This window comes from Natronobacterium gregoryi SP2, assembly GCF_000230715.2.
GTDB classification, from domain to species: Archaea; Halobacteriota; Halobacteria; order Halobacteriales; family Natrialbaceae; genus Natronobacterium; species Natronobacterium gregoryi.
In genome coordinates this window covers 1,545,296-1,563,983 of record NC_019792.1, presented here as the reverse complement: position 1 = coordinate 1,563,983, position 18,688 = coordinate 1,545,296, and the positions used below count along the sequence as shown (strand labels likewise).

22 protein-coding genes are annotated in these 18,688 nt (G+C 63.9%); 12 read left to right on the top strand and 10 right to left on the bottom strand.

The annotated features are described in order from the left end of the window. Nucleotides 1-51 precede the first annotated feature (51 nt). A complete protein-coding gene (locus tag NATGR_RS07710; protein ID WP_005578662.1) occupies nt 52-906 on the top strand; it encodes a 3-hydroxyacyl-CoA dehydrogenase family protein in 855 nt (284 codons plus the stop codon). Between the two features lie 326 nt (nt 907-1,232). On the opposite strand, the gene NATGR_RS07705 is transcribed toward NATGR_RS07710, so the two are convergent. Continuing rightward, nucleotides 1,233-2,363 carry an acyl-CoA dehydrogenase family protein gene (locus NATGR_RS07705; RefSeq protein ID WP_005578664.1) on the bottom strand — a complete coding sequence of 377 codons (1,131 nt, stop codon included), beginning with the start codon at nt 2,361-2,363 and terminating at the stop codon, nt 1,233-1,235. 143 nt (nt 2,364-2,506) lie between these two features. On the opposite strand from NATGR_RS07705, the gene NATGR_RS07700 reads away from it, so the two are divergent. The 4 genes from NATGR_RS07700 to NATGR_RS07685 all read left to right on the top strand — a co-directional run bounded on the left by NATGR_RS07700 (nt 2,507) and on the right by NATGR_RS07685 (nt 7,147). After that, nucleotides 2,507-3,295: an enoyl-CoA hydratase/isomerase family protein gene (locus NATGR_RS07700; RefSeq protein WP_049887856.1), complete on the top strand. Its 789-nt coding sequence runs from the start codon at nt 2,507-2,509 to the stop codon at nt 3,293-3,295. 57 nt (nt 3,296-3,352) lie between these two features. Continuing rightward, nucleotides 3,353-4,348: an LLM class flavin-dependent oxidoreductase gene (locus tag NATGR_RS07695; RefSeq protein ID WP_005578668.1), complete on the top strand. Its 996-nt coding sequence runs from the start codon at nt 3,353-3,355 to the stop codon at nt 4,346-4,348. A 1,086-nt stretch (nt 4,349-5,434) separates the two neighbouring features. Beyond that, on the top strand, nt 5,435-6,631 hold the full coding sequence (locus NATGR_RS07690; protein ID WP_394295392.1) for an AI-2E family transporter: 1,197 nt from the start codon (nt 5,435-5,437) through the stop codon (nt 6,629-6,631). 69 nt (nt 6,632-6,700) lie between these two features. Continuing rightward, nucleotides 6,701-7,147 (top strand): hypothetical protein, encoded by a 447-nt coding sequence (locus NATGR_RS07685; protein ID WP_005578673.1) that lies wholly within the window; start codon nt 6,701-6,703, stop codon nt 7,145-7,147. A 64-nt stretch (nt 7,148-7,211) separates the two neighbouring features. On the opposite strand, the gene NATGR_RS07680 is transcribed toward NATGR_RS07685, so the two are convergent. Together NATGR_RS07680 and NATGR_RS07675 are read right to left on the bottom strand one after the other, a co-directional pair. Then, nucleotides 7,212-8,513, bottom strand: a complete 1,302-nt coding sequence (locus NATGR_RS07680) for an ABC transporter permease (RefSeq protein WP_005578675.1) — start codon at nt 8,511-8,513, stop codon at nt 7,212-7,214. Further along, the gene (locus NATGR_RS07675; protein ID WP_005578676.1) at nt 8,513-9,268 is read right to left on the bottom strand and encodes an ABC transporter ATP-binding protein; all 756 of its coding nucleotides are present in this window, start codon (nt 9,266-9,268) and stop codon (nt 8,513-8,515) included. The genes NATGR_RS07680 and NATGR_RS07675 overlap by 1 nt, the downstream gene beginning before the upstream one ends. Nucleotides 9,269-9,355: 87 nt before the next feature. On the opposite strand from NATGR_RS07675, the gene NATGR_RS07670 reads away from it, so the two are divergent. Further along, on the top strand, nt 9,356-10,048 hold the full coding sequence (locus NATGR_RS07670; protein WP_015233444.1) for a S26 family signal peptidase: 693 nt from the start codon (nt 9,356-9,358) through the stop codon (nt 10,046-10,048). Between the two features lie 4 nt (nt 10,049-10,052). Here the strand turns inward: NATGR_RS07670 and NATGR_RS07665 are convergent, their stop codons facing one another. Further along, the gene (locus NATGR_RS07665) at nt 10,053-10,478 is read right to left on the bottom strand and encodes a hypothetical protein (RefSeq protein WP_231990813.1); all 426 of its coding nucleotides are present in this window, start codon (nt 10,476-10,478) and stop codon (nt 10,053-10,055) included. 191 nt (nt 10,479-10,669) lie between these two features. On the opposite strand from NATGR_RS07665, the gene rpiA reads away from it, so the two are divergent. Next, the gene (gene rpiA / locus NATGR_RS07660) at nt 10,670-11,401 is read left to right on the top strand and encodes a ribose-5-phosphate isomerase RpiA (RefSeq protein WP_005578682.1); all 732 of its coding nucleotides are present in this window, start codon (nt 10,670-10,672) and stop codon (nt 11,399-11,401) included. Between the two features lie 341 nt (nt 11,402-11,742). Continuing rightward, nucleotides 11,743-12,804 (top strand): type 2 isopentenyl-diphosphate Delta-isomerase, encoded by a 1,062-nt coding sequence (fni, locus tag NATGR_RS07655; RefSeq protein WP_005578684.1) that lies wholly within the window; start codon nt 11,743-11,745, stop codon nt 12,802-12,804. A gap of 78 nt (nt 12,805-12,882) precedes the next feature. Here fni and NATGR_RS07650 read toward each other — a convergent pair whose 3' ends face one another. Further along, nucleotides 12,883-13,050 (bottom strand): DUF1931 family protein, encoded by a 168-nt coding sequence (locus NATGR_RS07650; protein WP_005578700.1) that lies wholly within the window; start codon nt 13,048-13,050, stop codon nt 12,883-12,885. Nucleotides 13,051-13,414: 364 nt separating this feature from the next. On the opposite strand from NATGR_RS07650, the gene NATGR_RS20730 reads away from it, so the two are divergent. After that, on the top strand, nt 13,415-13,564 hold the full coding sequence (locus tag NATGR_RS20730; RefSeq protein WP_015233443.1) for a DUF7563 family protein: 150 nt from the start codon (nt 13,415-13,417) through the stop codon (nt 13,562-13,564). Nucleotides 13,565-13,645: 81 nt separating this feature from the next. Continuing rightward, complete coding sequence (locus NATGR_RS07645; RefSeq protein ID WP_005578701.1) at nt 13,646-13,906, top strand: GIY-YIG nuclease family protein; 261 nt, start codon at nt 13,646-13,648, stop codon at nt 13,904-13,906. A gap of 9 nt (nt 13,907-13,915) precedes the next feature. Here the strand turns inward: NATGR_RS07645 and NATGR_RS07640 are convergent, their stop codons facing one another. From NATGR_RS07640 to NATGR_RS07630, 3 genes are read right to left on the bottom strand one after another with little or no spacing between them, the layout of a single operon-like run. After that, entirely contained in the window at nt 13,916-14,251 is a 336-nt protein-coding gene (locus tag NATGR_RS07640; protein WP_005578702.1) for a GNAT family N-acetyltransferase, read from the bottom strand. Further along, nucleotides 14,248-14,469: a hypothetical protein gene (locus tag NATGR_RS07635; RefSeq protein ID WP_005578703.1), complete on the bottom strand. Its 222-nt coding sequence runs from the start codon at nt 14,467-14,469 to the stop codon at nt 14,248-14,250. Before NATGR_RS07635 ends, NATGR_RS07640 begins: the two co-directional genes overlap by 4 nt. 57 nt (nt 14,470-14,526) lie before the next feature. Beyond that, nucleotides 14,527-15,117 (bottom strand): NADPH-dependent FMN reductase, encoded by a 591-nt coding sequence (locus NATGR_RS07630; protein ID WP_005578704.1) that lies wholly within the window; start codon nt 15,115-15,117, stop codon nt 14,527-14,529. Between the two features lie 469 nt (nt 15,118-15,586). On the opposite strand from NATGR_RS07630, the gene NATGR_RS07620 reads away from it, so the two are divergent. Continuing rightward, the gene (locus NATGR_RS07620) at nt 15,587-16,981 is read left to right on the top strand and encodes a phosphoglucomutase/phosphomannomutase family protein (protein ID WP_005578706.1); all 1,395 of its coding nucleotides are present in this window, start codon (nt 15,587-15,589) and stop codon (nt 16,979-16,981) included. 68 nt (nt 16,982-17,049) lie between these two features. Further along, nucleotides 17,050-17,328 carry a hypothetical protein gene (locus tag NATGR_RS07615; protein ID WP_005578707.1) on the top strand — a complete coding sequence of 93 codons (279 nt, stop codon included), beginning with the start codon at nt 17,050-17,052 and terminating at the stop codon, nt 17,326-17,328. Nucleotides 17,329-17,358: 30 nt separating this feature from the next. Here NATGR_RS07615 and NATGR_RS07610 read toward each other — a convergent pair whose 3' ends face one another. Beyond that, nucleotides 17,359-18,057: an alpha/beta hydrolase gene (locus tag NATGR_RS07610; RefSeq protein ID WP_005578708.1), complete on the bottom strand. Its 699-nt coding sequence runs from the start codon at nt 18,055-18,057 to the stop codon at nt 17,359-17,361. Continuing rightward, entirely contained in the window at nt 18,054-18,686 is a 633-nt protein-coding gene (locus NATGR_RS07605) for a VOC family protein (protein WP_005578709.1), read from the bottom strand. Before NATGR_RS07605 ends, NATGR_RS07610 begins: the two co-directional genes overlap by 4 nt. Between the last annotated feature and the right edge of the window lie 2 nt (nt 18,687-18,688).

The window sequence follows — 18,688 nt, the reverse complement described above, 5'->3', positions numbered from 1 at the left end:
TCGCTCGATGGAGCGCTACACTTATTATCGTCGTGAGAACAGGATTTCCTGATGAATCTCGAGACGGTAGACCGCGTCGGCGTCGTCGGCGCGGGAACTATGGGCAGCGGTATCGCACAGGTCGCCGCCACGCACGGCTACGACGTTGTGATGCGGGATATCCAGCAGGGGTTCGTCGAGAGCGGCTTCGACTCGATCGACTCGAGTCTCGAGCGCCTCGACGGGAAAGATGCCCTGGAGGACGACCCCGAGACGATCCGCGGCCGGATCGAGGGGACGACCGACCTCGAGGATCTGGCGGACTGTGACGTCGTCGTCGAGGCCGCCGTCGAGGACCTCGAGGTGAAAAAGGACATCTTCGAGGATCTCGCCGAGGTCACGGACGGCGAGACCGTGCTGGCGACGAACACGAGCACGCTCTCGATCACCTCGATCGCGAGTGCGACCGACCGACCCGAGCGGGTCGTCGGCCTCCACTTCATGAACCCCGTCCCGATCATGGAGGGCGTGGAGGTCGTCGTCGGCGAGAAGACGGATTCGGAGGTCGTCGACTTCGCCCACGACTTGTCGGAATCGCTCGAGAAGACCACCTGGGAGTCCGACGACAAGCCTGGCTTCGTCACCAACCGCATCCTCATGCCCTGGATCAACGAGGGCATCCGCGCCTTCGACGAGGGCGTCGCGAGCAAAGAGGACATCGACGCCGGGATGGAACTCGGAACGAACGTCCCGATGGGGCCGCTGACGCTCGCCGACCACATCGGACTGGACGTCTGTCTGCACGCCTCCGAGACGCTTCACGAGGAACTGGGCGACCGATACAAGCCGGCCTATCTCCTCAAGCGCAAGGTCGAGGCGGACGAACTCGGCAAGAAGACGGGGAAAGGCTTCTACGAGTACGACTAGTCGGCTCTGTTGCGGTTTTGGATACCTGTTTTCGTGGCGCTACCAACTGCTACAGATGTCTGTGATGCTCGTATAGCAGCGTCTTCGAGGTGACTACGAGAACAAAGCGTCCTGCTATCAGCCAACAGGGGGTTGCCACACCACTCACGGGTCACTGCGTTCCCCGTTCGCTATCTCGAGGCGCTCACTTCGATCGCGCCTCGCACCCTCCAGCCGATTCGCTCGTTCGCGGTGCTCACTCGCTCACCACTCGCACGATTTCGACAGCCAGCCTCGCTATTGTTCGGCTGTCTGTCAGCGTGTGCCATCCCGAGTCAAGGACGGCGCTACTCCGTGAGATGGCGAGCGATGATCTTCTTCTGGATCTCGCTCGTCCCCTCGTAGATCGTCGTGATCTTGGCGTCGCGGTAGTAGCGTTCGACCGGGAAGTCCTTCGTGTAGCCGTAGCCGCCGTGGACCTGGACGGCCTCGTTTGCCACGTCGACGGCCGTCTCGCTGGCGAAGTACTTCGCCATCGCCGCGGACATCGGGTCGACGCCGTCCTCGTTCTTCCGGGCGGCGTCTCGAGTCAGCAGCCGGGATGCCTGGACGTTCGTCTGCATATCCGCGAGTTTTTGGCCGATCGACTGGTGTTCGATGATCGGCTGGTCGAACTGCTCGCGCTCGTTGGCGTATGCGACCGCGGCGTCGAGGGCCGCCTGTGCGACGCCGACAGCCTGGCTCGCGATGGCGATCCGGCCGCCCGTGAGGATCGAGAACGCGGCCTTGAGTCCCTTGCCGACCTCGGTCAGCCGGTTTTCGGCCGGAATGCGGACGTCGTCGAAGAGAAGCGTCGTCGTGTCGCTGGCTCGCAGGCCGAGTTTGTCCTCTTTCTTGCCGACCTCGAGTCCCTCCACGTCTTTCGGGACGAGGAACTGGGTGACGGTGTCGGGGTCGTCGCGGTCGGTCTTGGCGAACAGGATCACGACGCCGGCGCGCTCGCCGTTCGTGATCCACTGTTTCTTGCCGTTGACGACGTACTCCCCGGCGTCCTCGTCGAGTCGTGCCTCGGTGTTCATCTCGGCGGGGTTCGAACCCGCGTGGGGTTCCGAGAGGGCGAACGCGCCGACGGGCCGGCCGTCGACCATCTCCGGGAGCCACTTCGCTTTGTGTTCCTCGGAGCCGAACTGCCGGATACAGGAGGTCGCAAGGCAGTGGACCGACAGCGCGGTCGCGACCGCGAGGTGGCCGTAGGCCAGTTCCTCGTTGACGATGCTGTAGGTGACCTCGTCGACGTCTAAGCCGCCGTACTCCTCGGGGACGGTCATCCCGGTGAAGTCCAGTTCCGCGAGGCCGTCCCAGATGTCTTCGGGAAACTCCTGGCGGTCGTCGAGTTCCCGGACGTCCTCGCCGACCTCGTTCGCAACGAACTCCCGGACGGTGTCGCGGACGAGTTCCTGCTCGTCTGTGAGTTCCATGCCACGACATTCGTGAGTCGGCTACTAAAGCGTACGATGTCGCAACGAAGGAGTTGTCGAACCCGAATTCGGGGAACGTCTCTCCACTACTCGTGGCGTCGATGGACAAGGGTTACGTTCGTCGTGACGAACCGACGACCTGTATGTCGACCTACGAAAACCTGTCCGTCGACCGTGACGACGGCGTCGCGACGGTAACGCTCGAGAGCAGTGCGGGCCGGAACGCGCTCACCCTCGAGATGGCGAACGAACTCGCCTCGGTCGCCTCGACGCTCGGCGACGACCCCGAGGTACGGTGTATCGTCCTCACCCACGAGGGACCCTTTTTCGGCTCCGGTGCCGACCTCTCGCAACTCGAGGGCGACGCCGCCGACGCGCCGCGGCTCCGCGAACTGGCAAGCCGCGCCCACGAGGCGATCGTTCACTTCCACCGGACCGAGACGCCGGTCGTCGGCGGCGTGAACGGAACCGCGGCCGGGATCGGCTTCAGCTTCGCGCTGATCCCGGACCTGCTCGTCCTCGGCGAGGACGCGACGCTCCAGTTCGCTTACCCGAGTATCGGGCTCACCGGCGACGGTGGCTCGACGTTCTTCCTCCCGCGACTGGTCGGGCTCCGGACCGCGAAAGAGATCGTCCTCCGGGACGAGCCGATCGGCCCCGAGGAGGCCGTCGCGCTCGGACTGGCCACCGAGGTCGCGCCCGCTGGCGAGTTCGACGAGCGCCTCGAGGAGGTCGCGACGGAACTGGCCGACGGCCCGACGCAGGCGCTCGGCGCACTGACGCGGCTGTTGACCGACAGCTACGCACACGGACTCGAGAGCCACCTCGCAGCCGAAGCCGATGCCCTCGCGGACGCCGCCCGGACGGAAGATTACGAACGGGGACTCGAGGCGTTCTTCGGCGACGACGAACCCGAGTTCGTCGGGCGCTAGCGGACGGACGCTGCCGGCAGCGATACTGGTTTGTCGTCGCACGTCACACCGGTTCGTATGCACCTCGGCCTGGTCGTTCCACGCATCGCCTCGCACGATCCGACGGACCTCGCGGTCGACGCGGAGGAACTCGGCTACGACTCCGTCTGGATGGGTGAACTCTGGGGAACGAGTTCGGTGGTGAAACTCACCGAGATCGCGACGCGGACCGAGTCGATCGAACTCGGCACTGCGATCGTCAACGTCTTCTCGCGCAGCCCCGGCGTCCTCGCGATGACGGCTGCAACGCTCGATCGCGTCGCCGACGGCCGCGTCTCCCTCGGTCTGGGGACGAGTACGCCGACGGCCATCGAGAACGTCCACGGAATGGGCTTCGAGCGTCCGATCCGGCGTTCTCACGAGACGATCGCGGTCGTCAGCCGTATCCTCGGCGACGACGATCCCGTCTCCTACGAGGGCGAACTGATCTCGGTTACCGACGTCCCGCCGCTGGATGAGACAGTCCCGATCTATCAGGCGGCGCTGGGGCCAGCAAACCGCCGCGTCGTGGGCCGACTCTGCGACGGCTGGATTCCGCACAATATTCCGTTTACCACGCTCGACGACGCGTTCGAGGTCGTTGCCGACGCCGCTCGAGAGCGCAATCGCGACCCTGCGGAGATCACGGTCGCTCCCTACGTTCCAGTCGCGGTGAGCGAGGACCCCGAGGAGGCGTACGATGCAGTTCGGGGCCACGTCGCTTACTACGCCGGTAGCGCCGCGGGGTACCGGAACGCGATCGCGACGGTGTTTTCCGATCGAGTCGAAGCGGTTGCCGAGGCCTGGCAGGCCGGCGATCGGGACGGGGCCACGGGGCTCGTCACTGACGAAATGGTCGACGAACTCGGCGTCGCAGGCACTCCGGGGTGCGCACGCGAGAAACTCCGAGCGCTCGTTTCGGAGTCTGTCGTCGATCGACCGTTGCTCACGATCCCCGAACAGGCCGCCGACGAGATTGCCGTATCGACGATCGAGGCGTTCGCACCGTTAAGTTCGAACTCCAGTCGCCACTGATACGGTTTGTGTCAGTCAGTTCCGGCGGGACCACGAGCCCTCCTGCGGTCGCGCCGGTCAATCGGCACAGCATCCGTCTGATACGGTTTACTGCCGTCCTGCCGGTGCAGCCGTGCCCCGAGGCGCTTGCAGCGGTACTTCACTCCAGTAATCCGACTGAGTCGGGCGACACGTCGATCACGACACAGGCGATCGCTTGCAGTGGTTCCGCTACTCGCATACGTTGCCGGTTCGATTTTCCGGTACAGCCGGACGACTATCCGGACCATAGCTGTTCTCGAGACGACTGCTTACACCCGAAGAGCGGACGTCTGCAGTGAAAGAAGTCGTCCGAATGCCGACCTCTGCTCTCGTTCGTACGTTTCGCTCGTCTCTTCCGGTACCCTCTCGCCCGTAACCAGGGCGGTTTTCTGGGCGTGTCCGACCATGGAATAACTTCCGGTAGAACCGAAAAGCTACTTCTGACACGTGCTCTCTTGCCCTGGCTTTCCGAGAGTGATTACACGAGTACACGTGTAATGTCTGCGGGATGCCGCCGACATCCCGTCTCTCTGTTCCGTCTCTGTCGGAAACGGCAACCCGATTCGACTATCCGGGCGAGAGCCTGTCGGCGTCGTCCGTCCGAGCTGTACTCGGAAAGAGCCACTGGGTCGACTCGCCTGTCTTGCAGCTCTCGACTCTTACATAAAACTACACTTCGGCAATTATTAAAGATAATCTATATACTGAAGGGAGTTCTCGACCCGCCTCCGCTACGACCAGTTCGGAGGTTCAAACGCTAGCAAAAGCCCTGCTCGAACTGTACCGCATCGATCGAAAGAACTCTCTAAATGGTGCTATAGGTGACTTAACGTGCGTTAAGACGATAGTAAATAGTTCGAGTGTCCAGGCGGGACTCGGTAGCTGTACGCGGCCGAATCTGGATTCACCGGAGTCGCTTTCAGAAAACATCAGACTAAAGCACTAATACGAAATAATACTATTTCTATGAGTTGCGTGCTGTCAGCACCAGTTTCCTTCGGTCGGCGATCACCTCCAGTACCCGTGCGACCGAAGGACTTTATTCTTCCGCTGAGATTCGTCTGTGTGGTAACGAGCACGAACGGCGGGCCCCGGGATTCGAGGCCGGGCTCCGAGGAATCCGGCGTGACTGAGACGGGTACTCGCCGGTACGTTCTGGCAGGTGTCGTCACCGCACTCGGTGTCCTCACCGGTGCGATCCTGCTCGAGGTTCTCGGAACGATTCTGTTTGCCCTGACGGTCGCGTACGTCCTGTTACCGGTCAAAGACTGGCTGACCAGGCGCGGCCTCTCTGAGTGGGTGGCGGCCGTGACTGCGACTCTCGTCGGGTTCGGTGGCGTGATCGCGGTCTTCTCGCCGATTTTCGTCACACTCTATTTCCGGGTCGAAGACGTGATCACGGTCATCGAGAGCCTCCCACAGGAGGTTCCGGTGACAGTGCTCGAGGAGACCTACGTCGTCGATGCAGTCGAGATCCAGGCGCTTGCGGTCTCGTATCTCCGGGAGTTTGCAGTTGCGATTGCCTCGTCGTTGCCGGTGCTCGCGATCAAGTTTGCGTTGTTCGTTATTCTGTTGTTCGCGATCCTGCTGAGAGGCGACGCTGCAGGGAGGGCTGCGATCGCACCAGTTCCACTCGAGTACAGGGACGACGTTTACGCCCTGGCTCGTCGCGCCCGTGAGACGCTGTACGCGATATACGTCCTGCAACTTGCGACCTCCGGCGCAACGTTCATCATTGGCTACCCGCTGTTCTGGACGCTGGGGTACGAGATGGCGTTCACGCTCGCGCTCTTTGCCGCCATTCTGCAGTTCGTCCCGATTATCGGTCCAAGCTTGCTGATCGCTCCTATCGCGCTCTATCACGTTGTGGCGGGTGAGATGATCGCCGCGATCCTGATCGGCGTTCTCGGAATCACGCTCGTCGCCTGGTTCCCCGACGTCGGCGTCCGACCCCGTCTCGCTCGCCACTCCGCGGGGCTGCCTGGGAGCCTCTACTTCGTCGGGTTTACGGGCGGTCTCTTCACGCTGGGGGCAATCGGGATCGTCGTCGGACCGCTGATCGTGGCTGTCTTCGTCGAGGCCGTCGACCTCCTCGCCGACGAAGTCAACGGAGACGCCGGATTCGCAGAACTCGCCGACGTAGACCCCGACGACACGCTCACGGTAGAGGGTGACTCAGACGCAGATAGCACCGCCGGTCCGGACGGCGATTCCGGACCCGAATCGACTACAGCAGAATCCGAGTCACGGACTGTCGACTAGCGCGTCGCGGTTCCGGTTTTGCCCGCCGACGATCACGGGCGCTTTTTTCTCTGCAGGCGTCGATCCAGTATGCCGACCAGCCGTCCCATCGGCTACGCGATCGTCGGTTCCGTCGTCGGCATCGTCCTCTCGTTTGTGCCGTTCTCGACCATCGTCGTCGGCGCAGTCGCCGGCTTTCTCGAGGGGGTCACGTTCGTCGCCGTCGTCCTGTTCGTGATCGGATCAGGCGTCGCGTTCTACACCATCGGACTCTCGATGCTGGGCGGTTACCTCGGGGTGTCTCTCGCACGCGAATATCCACAGAAGCAACGGCACACGCGCCGCAGGATCGGTACCGGTGATCGGCTGTCGTCCGACCACGACCCGTCGGCTCCGCGGCATCGGCGACCAGAACTGGTCCGCGATCGGGACGGGACGGACTGGGCGTACGCAGGCGACTCGGTCTCCGACCGCACCGGTCGCGACCGGTCGAGCCGAGACTCGAGACGGGACCGACCGAGGACACGGAGACGGTGACCCGTGGCACGAGGAGGTCGATAGCGACGAGTACCGATGACACCGAATCGAAGTGGTGTGTCGCTCATTCGTGTCTGAGCGCGTCGATCGGGTCCGTTCGCGCCGCGCGCCAGGCGGGGTACAGTCCTGAGGCGACGCCCACGAGGATGCCCACGGCGATCGCAAGCGCGACGTACTCGTAGGGGTAGACCAGCGGGAGGTCGATGTACCACGCGCCGAGATAGCCCGCGGCGAGTCCTAGTGCCGTCCCGAGAATCGCGCCAACCACACCGAGAACGATCGCCTCCGTGAGAAAGAGCCCAAGAACGTCACGATTCTGCGCGCCGACGGCTTTCATAATCCCGATCTCGCGAGTCCGCTCGGTGACCGAGACCAGCATGATGTTCGCGATGCCGATCGAGCCGACGACCAGCGAGATGGCCGCGATACCGACGATGAAGTTCTGGAGCAGGTCGAGCACGTCCTGTAGCTGTTGGAGCAACTCCGTGCTCGTCTGGAAGGTGACGGCGAGATCGTCGTCCAGAAACTCGCTCGCGTCCGACTCGTCGCTCTCGAGGTAGGCGGCCGTGGCGTCACGAGCGGCGTCGACGTCCGCCTGGGCGGCAGACTGGGCCTCGACGACGACGGCGAGAAAGCGCGTCTCGCCGTCGCCGTCGTCACTGCCGATGCCCACGTCGTCTCCATCACCAGCACCGATTCCCAGGTCGAGTCCACCGGCTTGCTCGGCGTAATAGGGATCGGTCGGAACGTAGACACGCGGTGAAGACTCGAATCCCTCGAACGGACTCAACCCCTCGGAGGTGTCCGTGATCCCCACCACCTCGACGGTCGCTCTCAGACCGCCGAGGAACGTGATCTCGAGTTCGTCGCCGACGGTGACGTTCTCTTCGAACTGTCCTGCTGCGGCCGGATTGATCACGGCCTCGCGTTCGCCCATCTCGAACTGTCTGCCCTCCGCGAGACTCCCCTCGCGAACGTAGGAGGGGCCGGACGCGATCACCCCGTCGCCCTGGGCGACTTCCTCTTCGCTGTCGGAGAGTCCCTGGCTCTGGATCGTCGCGTAGCCGTAGGCGGCCTCGACTGCCTCGAGGTCCTCGACTGTCTCGAGGTCGGCGTCGCTGACGACGGGTTGTGCGCCCGCGAGCGGGCCGCCCTCGGTGTCGGGGTCGGCAGCCCAGCCGTAGAGGTTGCGCTGGTCGTCCGGACTGATGTCGCCGACGATGCCGGCCTGCAGACTCGCACCCAGGGTGACGAAGACGATGACGGCGGCGATTCCGATCACGACACCCAGCGTCGTCAGCGTCGACCGGAGTTTGTGCCCCCGAATGGAGCGCCACGCCAGCCGAAGGTGCTCGAGTGGGTCCATTAGCTGTCGTCCTCCACTTTTCGATCGGACTCGCCCAACGGTCCTGGCGTCGCGTCCGCGCCAGCCCCCTCGAGGTCCTCGATTCGTTCGATCGTTCCGTCGAGGAGGTGGACGATCCGCTCGGCGCGTTCGGCGACGTGACGTTCGTGGGTGACGACGAGCATCGTCGTTCCGGCCTCGTGAAACTCCGCGAAGAGGTCGAGGACGTCGGCTTCGGTCTCGGTATCGAGGTTTCCCGAGGGTTCGTCCGCCAGCACGAGCGCCGGGTCGTTCACCAGTGCTCGAGCCAGCGCGACTCGCTGGCGCTGGCCGCCCGAGAGCTCGCTGGGGAGGTGGTCCTCGCGGTCTGCGAGCCCGACGCGGGCAAGCAGGTCGCGCGCTCGTTCGCGACGCGCCGACCTATCGATCCCCTGGAACAACTGCGGGAGTGCGACGTTCTCGAGGGCCGTCAGCCGCGGCATCAGGTTGAACGTCTGGAAGACGAATCCTACCTCGGTTCCCCGGAGACTGGTCCGCTCGCGATCGGAGAGGGTCGTCACGTCGGTACCGTCGACGACGACCGTTCCGTCAGTTGGCGTGTCCAGACAGCCGACGAGATTCATCAACGTCGACTTCCCGGAACCGCTCGGCCCCATGATCGCCGTGTACGAACTCCGTGGCACCGACAGCGAGACGCCGTCGAGCGCGTGCACCGGCTCGCCGAGTTCGTAGGTCTTGCGGACATCCTCGAGGCGCACTGCCGTCCCCGTCTCCATAGTCGTCGGACCACGGAGCCAGCAAAAAAGGTACGGCCGAACGTCGAGCCGGAACGTTGACTGGTGGCCCCGTCGTACGTGACGTCGATGACTGATCCCCGCACCGACGACCCTCCCAGTTCGACGGGGACGGATTCGCTTTCTGTCCTCGCTCGAGATGTCGTCACCGTTGTCGCGGTTGTCGCGGTCGTCGCTGCCCTGCTGTTCGGGATCAGTGGCATCTGGCCGCCGTTCGTTGCGATCGAGAGTGGAAGCATGGAGCCAAACGCCGAGGTCGGCGATCTCGTCTTCGTCGTCGACGAAGAGCGATTCGCGCCAGACCTCGCGGTCGCAGACACCGGCGTCGTCCCGGCCTCGACAGGCGCAAACGACGGCCACGAGACGTTCGGCGAACCCGGCGACGTGATCGTCTTCGCGCCCGACGGCGATCCGGCGAAGACGCCGGTCATCCACCGCGCTCACTACTGGGTCGAGGACGGCGAGAACTGGGTCGAGACGTCGGCGAACGAGGAATACCTTGCCGGACACGACTGCGAGGACCTACCGTCCTGTCCCGCGCCCCACGACGGGTTCGTGACGAAAGGCGACGCCAACGGTGCCTACGATCAGGCAGTCGAGTACCAGTATGCCGATACGAACGTCGTTGCATCCGACTGGATCGTCGGTAAAGCCTCCGTCCGACTCCCGTGGCTCGGCCACGTCCGACTCCTGTTTGGATCGTTGGTCGCGGGAGTGAGTGCGCTGGCTGCGTTCGGCGTTGGCCCGTCGATCCGTCGGTGACTGTTCACACGCTTTGACACCCGTCCGAGTGCAGCACCGTCCCGAGTGTCAGGCGACGCTCTCGTTTGGTTTCCTCTCGCTGCTGTCGTTCTATCTTCCCGTCGATCGTAACGTGGTCCGCCTCGGTTTTCGGGGCGATGTCTCTGGCACGAAGCTCTCGCCACTCTTTCCCAGCGATTCGCATCTGGACGTGGTACGCTCCCGGCTCGCTCGGTACGTCTTCGTCTGGGACAGTCAACCCGTCGAACACTGCGGTTTCGGTTCCGTCGACGACGTCTTCGGTGGCAGGCTCGATCTCACCGGCCGTTTCGGCCACGATCGTCTCGCCCTCGAGAACGCGAATTTCGGCTTCGATCGGTTCCTCCTGCCGGTTGTGGACGCTCACGTCACACAGCGTTATCGTGTCCTGGCGTTCGCTTCTCGACGCCATACATCCGCCCGTTACGAGCGAACCGGTGGCACACGAGACGAGAACGGTTCGGCGAGTGGAGGGCGACATACCGGTTCGTTCGCACTCACCTGTTATATTACGGGGGGTGTCAGCGTTACTCGTTCGGCGACGCCGACGGATTCTGACGATAACCGGCAACCATTTTCCGTTCGGCACACTCCTCACGAATCATGAAGACTGAGGGTGGCACCCCGGCAGCGAAACGGCGTGCCGGCGAACGCGCCGCCGAAGAAGTCGAGGACGGCTTCGTCGTCGGTCTCGGAACCGGCTCGACGACCGCCTCCGCCATCGAAGCGATCGGCGAGGCAGTCGCCGACGGCCTCGAGGTGCAGGGCATTCCCACTTCCTTCCAGTCCCGACAGCTCGCACTCGAAGTCGGCATCCAACTGACGACGCTCGAGGCCGTCGAGACGGTCGATCTCGCGATCGACGGCGCTGACCAGATCGTCGACGATCCCGGATCGTCGGCCCACGGCACACTGATCAAGGGCGGCGGCGCAGCGCACGCTCGCGAGAAACTCGTCGACGCGGCGGCCGACCGGTTCGTCGTCGTCGCTGACCCCTCGAAGCTCACGGACCGACTCGAGCGGTCGGTACCACTCGAGGTGTTGCCGGACGCCTACACCGTCGTCACGGCTCGGGTTCACGAACTGGGCGGCGAACCGACGCTCAGAGAGGCCAAGCGAAAGGACGGTCCGGTCGTGACGGACAACGGCAACCTGGTACTGGACTGTGAGTTCGGAGCGATCGCCGATCCCGAGGAACTGGCCGCGACGCTCTCGAGCGTTCCGGGCGTCGTCGAGCACGGACTCTTCGTCGACCTGGCGGACGCGACCTACGTCGGCCTCGAGGAGGGTACCGGCGACGCGGACGGGGAAGGTCTCGCGGTTCGGGAGTACTGACCCGATCGTCGGCGGCTGGACGCTGCTCTCGCGATTTCGCGGTCCTCGCTGCTCTCGTCTACGACCGCGAGTTGGCACTCGACCGTCGAGGATTGGATCGTCTCGAGCGCCGAGTGAATCTGTAGTGAGTGTCTCGATTGGACGCCGAGACTCTCGTGGCGTCCTCGTCATACGGTTTGCTGTATTCAATTACCGCCGATCGCCGGCCCCGTTCTGGCGATCGGTGGGAAATAGTTACAGCAATCCGTATCAGTGCTGCTGTCAACAGCCGAATAGCTTTGACTGGAATCGATGGACACCTTTTCAATGCTCTCGTCCCATTCTCCATTGGAGACGATTCGATGCCCGAGACATCCGACAGGAAAGACGACCATATCCGTATCATCGAGGAAGAAGACGTCGAGACCTCAGGGGCCGGCTTCGCCGACATCGACCTCGTTCACGAGGCGCTCCCGGAGGTCCATCGAGACGAGATCGACACGACGACGACGCTGTTCGGGCACGAACTCGCGGCCCCGATCGTCATCGAGAGCATGACGGGCGGCCACCCGAACACGACGAAGATCAACCGGGCACTCGCCGAGGCGGCCCAGAAAACCAACGTCGCGATGGGCGTCGGGAGCCAGCGGGCCGGCCTCGAGTTAGACGACGAGGAGCTAATCGAGTCCTACGCCGTCGTCCGCGACGTGGCACCCGATGCCTTCCTCTATGGTAACGTCGGTGCAGCCCAACTGCTCGAGTACGACGTCGCAGATGTCGAGGAAGCCGTCGAGATGATCGAGGCCGACGCCATCGCCGTCCATCTCAACTTCCTCCAGGAGGCGATTCAGCCCGAGGGTGACGTCGACGCTCGCGGTTGCCTCGAGGCGATCGAACGCGTTGCGGACGGGCTTTCTGTCCCGGTGATCGTCAAGGAGACCGGCAACGGTATCGCCGGGGAGACAGCCCAGCGGCTCGCAGACGCTGGCGTCGACGCCATCGACGTCGCCGGGCAGGGTGGAACGACTTGGTCGGGCATCGAGTCCCATCGCGCCGCCGCGGTTGGTGCCGATCGACAGGAGGAGGTCGGACGACTGTTCCGTGCCTGGGGCGTTCCGACGGCGGTCAGCGCCTACGAGGCCGCGCAGGTCCACGACACCGTCGTCGCCAGCGGCGGCGTCCGATCTGGACTCGACGTCGCAAAGGCGATCGCCCTCGGAGCACAGGCGGGTGGACTCGCCAAGCCGTTCCTCGGACCGGCCGGCCAGGGCACTGATGCAGTCGTCGATTTGATCGAGACACTCGAACTCGAGTTGCGGACCGCGATGTTCGTCACCGGATCGGCCTCGATCGACGAACTCCGTGAGACGGAGTACGTCGTGCTCGGTCGGACAAAGCAGTACATAGAACAGCGCAGTCACTAGCGAGTGCTCTGTTTTGCCATCAGTCGATAGCCGCGGCTACCGACCGTAGGCGCAATAAAAAATCTCTCGAACCGGTCCTTACAGGTCGCGAGGCTGGACCGTCTTCCGGTCGTTGGCCTCGGCGCGTCGAGCGGCGTCCTCGAGCAGTTCGTCAACCTCTTCGTCGAGTGCTTCGTAGAAGTCCGAAGCGACGTTCTTGTCATCGAGCGCTTCCTTAACGGCGGCTTTGACGATAAGATCTGCCATACGATTCACCGATTCCTTCCACCATTATATAAAAATTGTGGTTATTGACTCCGATACTGGGGTTGGAGCGGTTGACCCGTCGGTTTCGGCTGCCGAACCTACCGGAAAGTATATGTCGGATGAGTCAAGGAGCGGATACCTCACACCGTTTTGGCCCCGATTCCGGCTCGCGCGCGCCAACAGTGGATGCTCGCGCGGTTTCACGACTGCAACGTGGTAATCCGTCCAGTCGACGCGGCCGACGAGAATAGATTAATGGAAAACAAAGATTTAGTCCTACACCCAAAATCAAAACTCTGTTTGGGAAAGCGTTTTTAAGCACACGGCGAATACCAGAGAGTACCGGCTCCGGCCGGTGTGCCCAATGCCCAAGTGTGACCACTGCGACGCGCACGTTTCCGAGCGCTTCGCGCGCGTGTTCGCCGACGAACACGGCGAGATCCACGCGTGTATCAGTTGCTCGGCCAATGCGGGGATCGCGGAAGTCGCGAGAGAGCGTGCTCGCGGCATATAACCCGCAAACGAATCGACCTCGGACGACCACGTGTCCCTCTCACCGAGACGCTTTTGCCCACCCTCCTGTAACGACCCCTCGATGGCCGATGACCACGCTGTCTACGTCCTCGAGTGTGCCGACGGTTCCCTCTACACCGGCTACACGACCGACCTCGAGCGACGCGTCGCCGAACACGACGACGGCGACGGCGCGAAGTACACTCGCGGCCGAACGCCGGTCGAACTCGTCTACCACGAACGCTACGAGAGTCGCTCGGCGGCGATGTCCCGCGAGTACGAGATCAAACAGCTGAGTCGCCGGGAGAAAGAACGGCTGGTCGGACTCGAGACAAGTGACTAGCCAGAACGACTACTCGAGCCGTTTTGCGAAGAATTTTCGTTTCACGTCGAACCCGTGGTCCTCGTACAGCGACTGTGCTGTGTGGTTGTCGACGTGGACCACGACCGACGCCCACTCACACTCCCGTGCTTTCTCCCGGGATTCGACCGCAGCTAGCAGTTCGGACGCGACCCCCTGCTGGCGCGACGCCTCGCGCACGTAGACTTCGATGACGTGGAGGTCGTAGCTCCGCTGGAACGTGGGCACCGTCTGCTCCCGTTTCGCGTAGACGAACCCGGCGAACTCCCCGTCCTCGACGGCCACGAGAATAATTCGCTCCTCGTCATACGGTTTACTGTCAGTCATTTTCGGCACAACCGCGACCCGGGCGGCGGTTGCGCCGGTAAATCGTTACAGTAATCCGTATCAGTCAGCGCCCGTTCGTGGTAGCCGATGGCGTCCTCGCGAACGTCGTCTGCAACCCGATTGAACTCGTCGAAGTCGCCCATCTCGCGAGCGAGCGGGAACCAGCGGTCGTCGACCAGCGTTTCGACGTCGTCCGACTCGAGCGGTCGAATCTCCATGGGAGAAAACCCAGCCTTTCTGACAAAACATTGCCATACTTCGTATCGCTCGTCGACTCAGTCGTCGGCTTCCGCTCGAGGCGTGCTCACGTCGGGTTCGATGAACGCATACTCCACGAGCATCTGACCAAGCTTCTCGACGCGTTCCTGCAGATCGTCCTCCTCGAACGCCCGGCCGTCGATCGCGTCCGACTCGTCGACGAAGCGACTTGAGGCGTTGCGGATTCCGACTTGGTGGGGGAGCACCCAGCCGTGGACGCCCCGAACCGTCATACGGAGGTGTTCGAGCGTCGAGCCGTAGCTGTCGCCGCCGGCGGTTGCGAGCAGTCCGACGGTGGTGTCCTCGTACTCGTCCCACCCACAGTAGTCGTGGACGTTCTTCAGTGCGCCCGAGTAAGAGCTGTGGTAGACCGGCGTGCCGAGCGCGAGGGCGTCGGCCTCGCGGACCAGCCGCTTTACCTCGCGGCCATCGCCCTGCTCGTCGACGTCGGGATCGTAGACGGGGAGGTCGTACTCGCGCAGGTCGAGCAGCGTCGTTTCTGCACCTGCCTCGGCTGCGGCCCCGAGGACGTACTGGAGGGCGGTTCGAGTGTAGCTCTCGGCACGGAGGCTCCCGGAGACGGCAACCACCGTCGGCGTCTTCGTCATGGTCGAACGTACCACTTCGATTCTGAAAGCTCCGTCGTCTGGGCTCGAGTCAGCCGGGAGCGTCGAACTGGCCCGGATACCGCCGTCGCCACCGTCTCACCGGGACGTTCCCGCTAACTCGAGTCCCCGTCCCGATGGCCGAGGACGGTCTAGACGAGACGGATCGCTCGTGTCCGCCGAAGAGGACCACCTCGCGATCCCACACCCACACGCCGACGCCGTTCTCGAGCACGCCACTCCCCCGTTGAGCCTGCTTCGGTAACTGTCGGTTTCACCGATGAACCGCTCTCGGACGGTTACTCGATTCAGGTCTGGTCGCTTCGCAAGGCCGACGACTAATACGGTTTGCTGTCAGCCAGTTCCGGCGCGCCCGCGAGCCCTCCTGTGGTCGCACCGGTACATCGGTACAGCCTTCCGTATAAGAACGTACGGCGTCGCATTTTTGCCCACTGACGTGAAGCGAATGCGTATGGAGACGATTAGTTTCGGTACCGACGGCTGGCGGGCGACCTTGGAGGAGTTTACAACCCCACGGGTTCGGATGGTGGGGCAGGCGGTGGCGACGTACCTCGCCGACGAGGGACTCGAGGAGGACGTCGTCATCGGCTACGACGCCAGAGAGACCTCTCGCGGCTTCGCAGAGGAACTCGCCCGCGTGCTGTGTGCGAACGGGTTCGACGTCCTGGTTCCCGACCGCGACCGGCCGACGCCGCTTATCGCGCACGCGATCGTCGAACGCGACCTCGCGGGCGGGCTCGCGATCACGGCCTCGCACAACCCGCCGGAGTACAACGGCGTGAAGTTCATTCCCGGGGACGGCGCGCCGGCGCTGCCCGAGGTGACCGACGCCATCGCCGATCGGCTCGCCGAACCCGACCCGCTCCCGGAAGACGAACACGGCACTGTCCGCGAGGTCGACCTCGCGACGCCACACGCCGACGCTGTCCTCGAGCGTGTCGCATCCGTTACAGGCAGCGACGAGATCGCCGACGACGAACTCACCGTCGCCTACGACGCCATGCACGGCAGCGGCCGCGGGACGACCGACGCCGTCCTCGAGCGGGCCGGTCTCGCGGTCGAGCGTCTGCGCTGTGATCGCGACCCCGAGTTCGGCGGCGGCGCGCCCGAGCCAGCGCCGGCGAACCTCGAGGAGCTGATCGACCGCGTGACAGACGGCGACGCGGACCTGGGGATCGCCAACGACGGCGACGCCGATCGCATCGCCGTCGTCACGCCAGAGCGAGGCTACCTCGACGAAAACCGCTTTTTCGCCGCGCTGTACGACTACCTGCTCGAGGACGCCGACGGACCCGCGATCCGGACCGTCTCGACGACGTACCTGATCGACCGGATCGCCGAGGCCCACGGCGAGTCGGTCCGGGAGGTGCCGGTCGGCTTCAAGTGGGTCGCCGAGGCGATGGCCGACGGCGACGCCCTGGTCGGCGGCGAAGAGTCGGGCGGGTTCACGATCCGCGGCCACGTCCGCGAGAAAGACGGCGTCCTGATGGCCCTGCTTGCGGCCGCGATGCACGCCGAAGAACCCCTCGACGAGCGCGTCGATCGCCTGCTCGAGGACCACGGCACGGTCGTCCAGGACAAGGTAAGCGTCGCCTGCCCCGATCACGAGAAGGCGCGCGTGATCGACGATCTGGACGACGGGATTCCCGACGCCGTCGCCGGAACGGAGGTCGAAACCGTCAACACCGACGACGGGTTCAAACTCCTGCTTTCCGACGGCTCGTGGCTGCTCGTCCGCCCGAGCGGCACCGAACCCGTCTTGCGGGTCTATGCAGAGGCGACGGACGAAAAGCGAGTCGAAGAGCTGCTCGAGGCGGGCGAGCAACTGGTCGAGCCGCTGGTGTAGGTGGGTTCGAGCAACGTCGACTGTTGCCGAACGACGTGTTTTTAAATTGATGCGTGTTGGTCGATCGTATGGAGTCGAATACAGGCGACGGGACAACCGAACTCGGCCAGGACGATATTTACCTGGCGGTTCGAGAAGGGATCAAAGACGCACTGCTCGACGTGTTCGCCACGATCGTTCTTCTCGGTCTGGGACTCGTATTCGTCTGGGCCGGTACCCAGGCGCTTGCTACCGCCTCGTCGACCCTCGGGTACGTCTCGGCCGGAACCGTTCTCGGTCTCGGTCTGGTGCTCGCCGCCGCGGCGTTCGACCTCGTCCCCTCCTTCCACGAGCGGTTGCTGTCGTAGCTGTCACGGCTGTCGAACCGGATTGGCCGGTTACTCGTCCTCGAGCAGACTGGCGACCAGCTCCGAGACGGCGGCCAGCTCGTCCCGGTTCACGCCGTGTCCCATCCCCTCGTAGATGCGCGTCGTCACGTCGGCGTCCAACTTCTCGATCACGTCGGCAGTCTCGTGAACCCGTTCAACGGGGATGTGAGGGTCGCTGTCGCTACAGCCGAGGAAAGCAGGGGTTCCCTCGAGACTGCCTTCCCTCGCGTATGCCTCGGTGTCTTCGAGTTCGTCGCCGATGAGCCCACCGCTCAGCGCGGCGAGGCCGCCGTACCGTCGTGGGTTACGCGCGACGAACTCGCTTGCGAGACAGGCCCCCTGAGAGAAGCCAAGCACGAGTACGCGTTCGGCTGGAATGCCGGCATCGTCGGCCTCGCCGATAGCGTTCTCGACTGCTTTCAGGCCCGACGTTCGACCAGGCTCGTTGTGCTCGACTGGCTCGAGAAACGAGTTCGGATACCAGGTGTTTGCGGCTGCCTGGGGTGCGAGGAAGGCGACGCCAGCCTGATGAATCTCGTCGGCCATCCCGATGATGCTCCGAGCCGTCGCACCGCGACCGTGGACGAGCACGACTGCGGCCTCGGCGTCCTCGAGTTCCGTCCCGGCCGAAACCAGCGGCTGGTCGCCGTGGGGGTCCTCGCCCTGGTGTCCCGAACCGGGACCCTCCCTCCGACCCCGCCGGCTCATTCGACGCCCCCGACACCCGCACTCGCATCGGGCAGGTCGTGTTCGACGACTTCGAGGCCGAGTTCGTCGATGGCGTTCCGGAGGTGTTCGTCCTTGGCGTACTCCGCACCGTCCGCCTCACGGAGTTGCTGGGCTTTCGCCAGCACCTCACCACGGCGGTCGTCGGGGATCTCGTACTTGTCCGCCGAGAGTTCGATCACCAGTCCGTTGTTGTCCTGGGTGTAGATCGAGTGGAAGATCCCTCGATCGAAGACGTTGTACTGGTGTCCCGCCTCCTCGAGTGCCGCCATCACGTCCTCGTACTCCTCGGGATCGACGCTGAAACAGAGGTGGTGGACCGCGCCGACGCCGCCGCGCTGGCCGCGTGCCGACGGTCGATCGTCGCTGACGAAGACGGTGAGGATGCGGCCGTCGCCGGTGTCGAAGAACAGATGCGTCTGGGAGGGATCGTCCAGATTTGGCTGGCGCAAGACGAGGGGCATTCCGAGCAGATCGCGGTAGAACGCGATGGTGTCCGCCGCGTTACTCCCCCAGATGGTGATGTGGTCGGTTCCGGTGGTGTAGACGGGACTGTCGGGGGGGTCGGACGTGACCGGGACCTCGTCACCGTCTGCGTCGGGTTCGGACATCG

Coding starts and splice junctions, on each gene's coding strand:
- NATGR_RS07640 (WP_005578702.1), bottom strand. CDS start 14,251: ATGACTGACAGTAAACCGTATGACGAGGAGCGAATTATTCTCGTGGCC.
- NATGR_RS07645 (WP_005578701.1), top strand. CDS start 13,646: ATGGCCGATGACCACGCTGTCTACGTCCTCGAGTGTGCCGACGGTTCC.
- NATGR_RS07620 (WP_005578706.1), top strand. CDS start 15,587: ATGGAGACGATTAGTTTCGGTACCGACGGCTGGCGGGCGACCTTGGAG.
- NATGR_RS07685 (WP_005578673.1), top strand. CDS start 6,701: ATGCCGACCAGCCGTCCCATCGGCTACGCGATCGTCGGTTCCGTCGTC.
- fni (WP_005578684.1), top strand. CDS start 11,743: ATGCCCGAGACATCCGACAGGAAAGACGACCATATCCGTATCATCGAG.
- NATGR_RS07675 (WP_005578676.1), bottom strand. CDS start 9,268: ATGGAGACGGGGACGGCAGTGCGCCTCGAGGATGTCCGCAAGACCTAC.
- NATGR_RS07680 (WP_005578675.1), bottom strand. CDS start 8,513: ATGGACCCACTCGAGCACCTTCGGCTGGCGTGGCGCTCCATTCGGGGG.
- rpiA (WP_005578682.1), top strand. CDS start 10,670: ATGAAGACTGAGGGTGGCACCCCGGCAGCGAAACGGCGTGCCGGCGAA.
- NATGR_RS07615 (WP_005578707.1), top strand. CDS start 17,050: ATGGAGTCGAATACAGGCGACGGGACAACCGAACTCGGCCAGGACGAT.
- NATGR_RS07665 (WP_231990813.1), bottom strand. CDS start 10,478: ATGGCGTCGAGAAGCGAACGCCAGGACACGATAACGCTGTGTGACGTG.
- NATGR_RS07705 (WP_005578664.1), bottom strand. CDS start 2,363: ATGGAACTCACAGACGAGCAGGAACTCGTCCGCGACACCGTCCGGGAG.
- NATGR_RS07670 (WP_015233444.1), top strand. CDS start 9,356: ATGACTGATCCCCGCACCGACGACCCTCCCAGTTCGACGGGGACGGAT.
- NATGR_RS07610 (WP_005578708.1), bottom strand. CDS start 18,057: ATGAGCCGGCGGGGTCGGAGGGAGGGTCCCGGTTCGGGACACCAGGGC.
- NATGR_RS07650 (WP_005578700.1), bottom strand. CDS start 13,050: ATGGCAGATCTTATCGTCAAAGCCGCCGTTAAGGAAGCGCTCGATGAC.
- NATGR_RS07635 (WP_005578703.1), bottom strand. CDS start 14,469: ATGGAGATTCGACCGCTCGAGTCGGACGACGTCGAAACGCTGGTCGAC.
- NATGR_RS07630 (WP_005578704.1), bottom strand. CDS start 15,117: ATGACGAAGACGCCGACGGTGGTTGCCGTCTCCGGGAGCCTCCGTGCC.
- NATGR_RS07700 (WP_049887856.1), top strand. CDS start 2,507: ATGTCGACCTACGAAAACCTGTCCGTCGACCGTGACGACGGCGTCGCG.
- NATGR_RS07710 (WP_005578662.1), top strand. CDS start 52: ATGAATCTCGAGACGGTAGACCGCGTCGGCGTCGTCGGCGCGGGAACT.
- NATGR_RS20730 (WP_015233443.1), top strand. CDS start 13,415: ATGCCCAAGTGTGACCACTGCGACGCGCACGTTTCCGAGCGCTTCGCG.
- NATGR_RS07605 (WP_005578709.1), bottom strand. CDS start 18,686: ATGTCCGAACCCGACGCAGACGGTGACGAGGTCCCGGTCACGTCCGAC.
- NATGR_RS07695 (WP_005578668.1), top strand. CDS start 3,353: ATGCACCTCGGCCTGGTCGTTCCACGCATCGCCTCGCACGATCCGACG.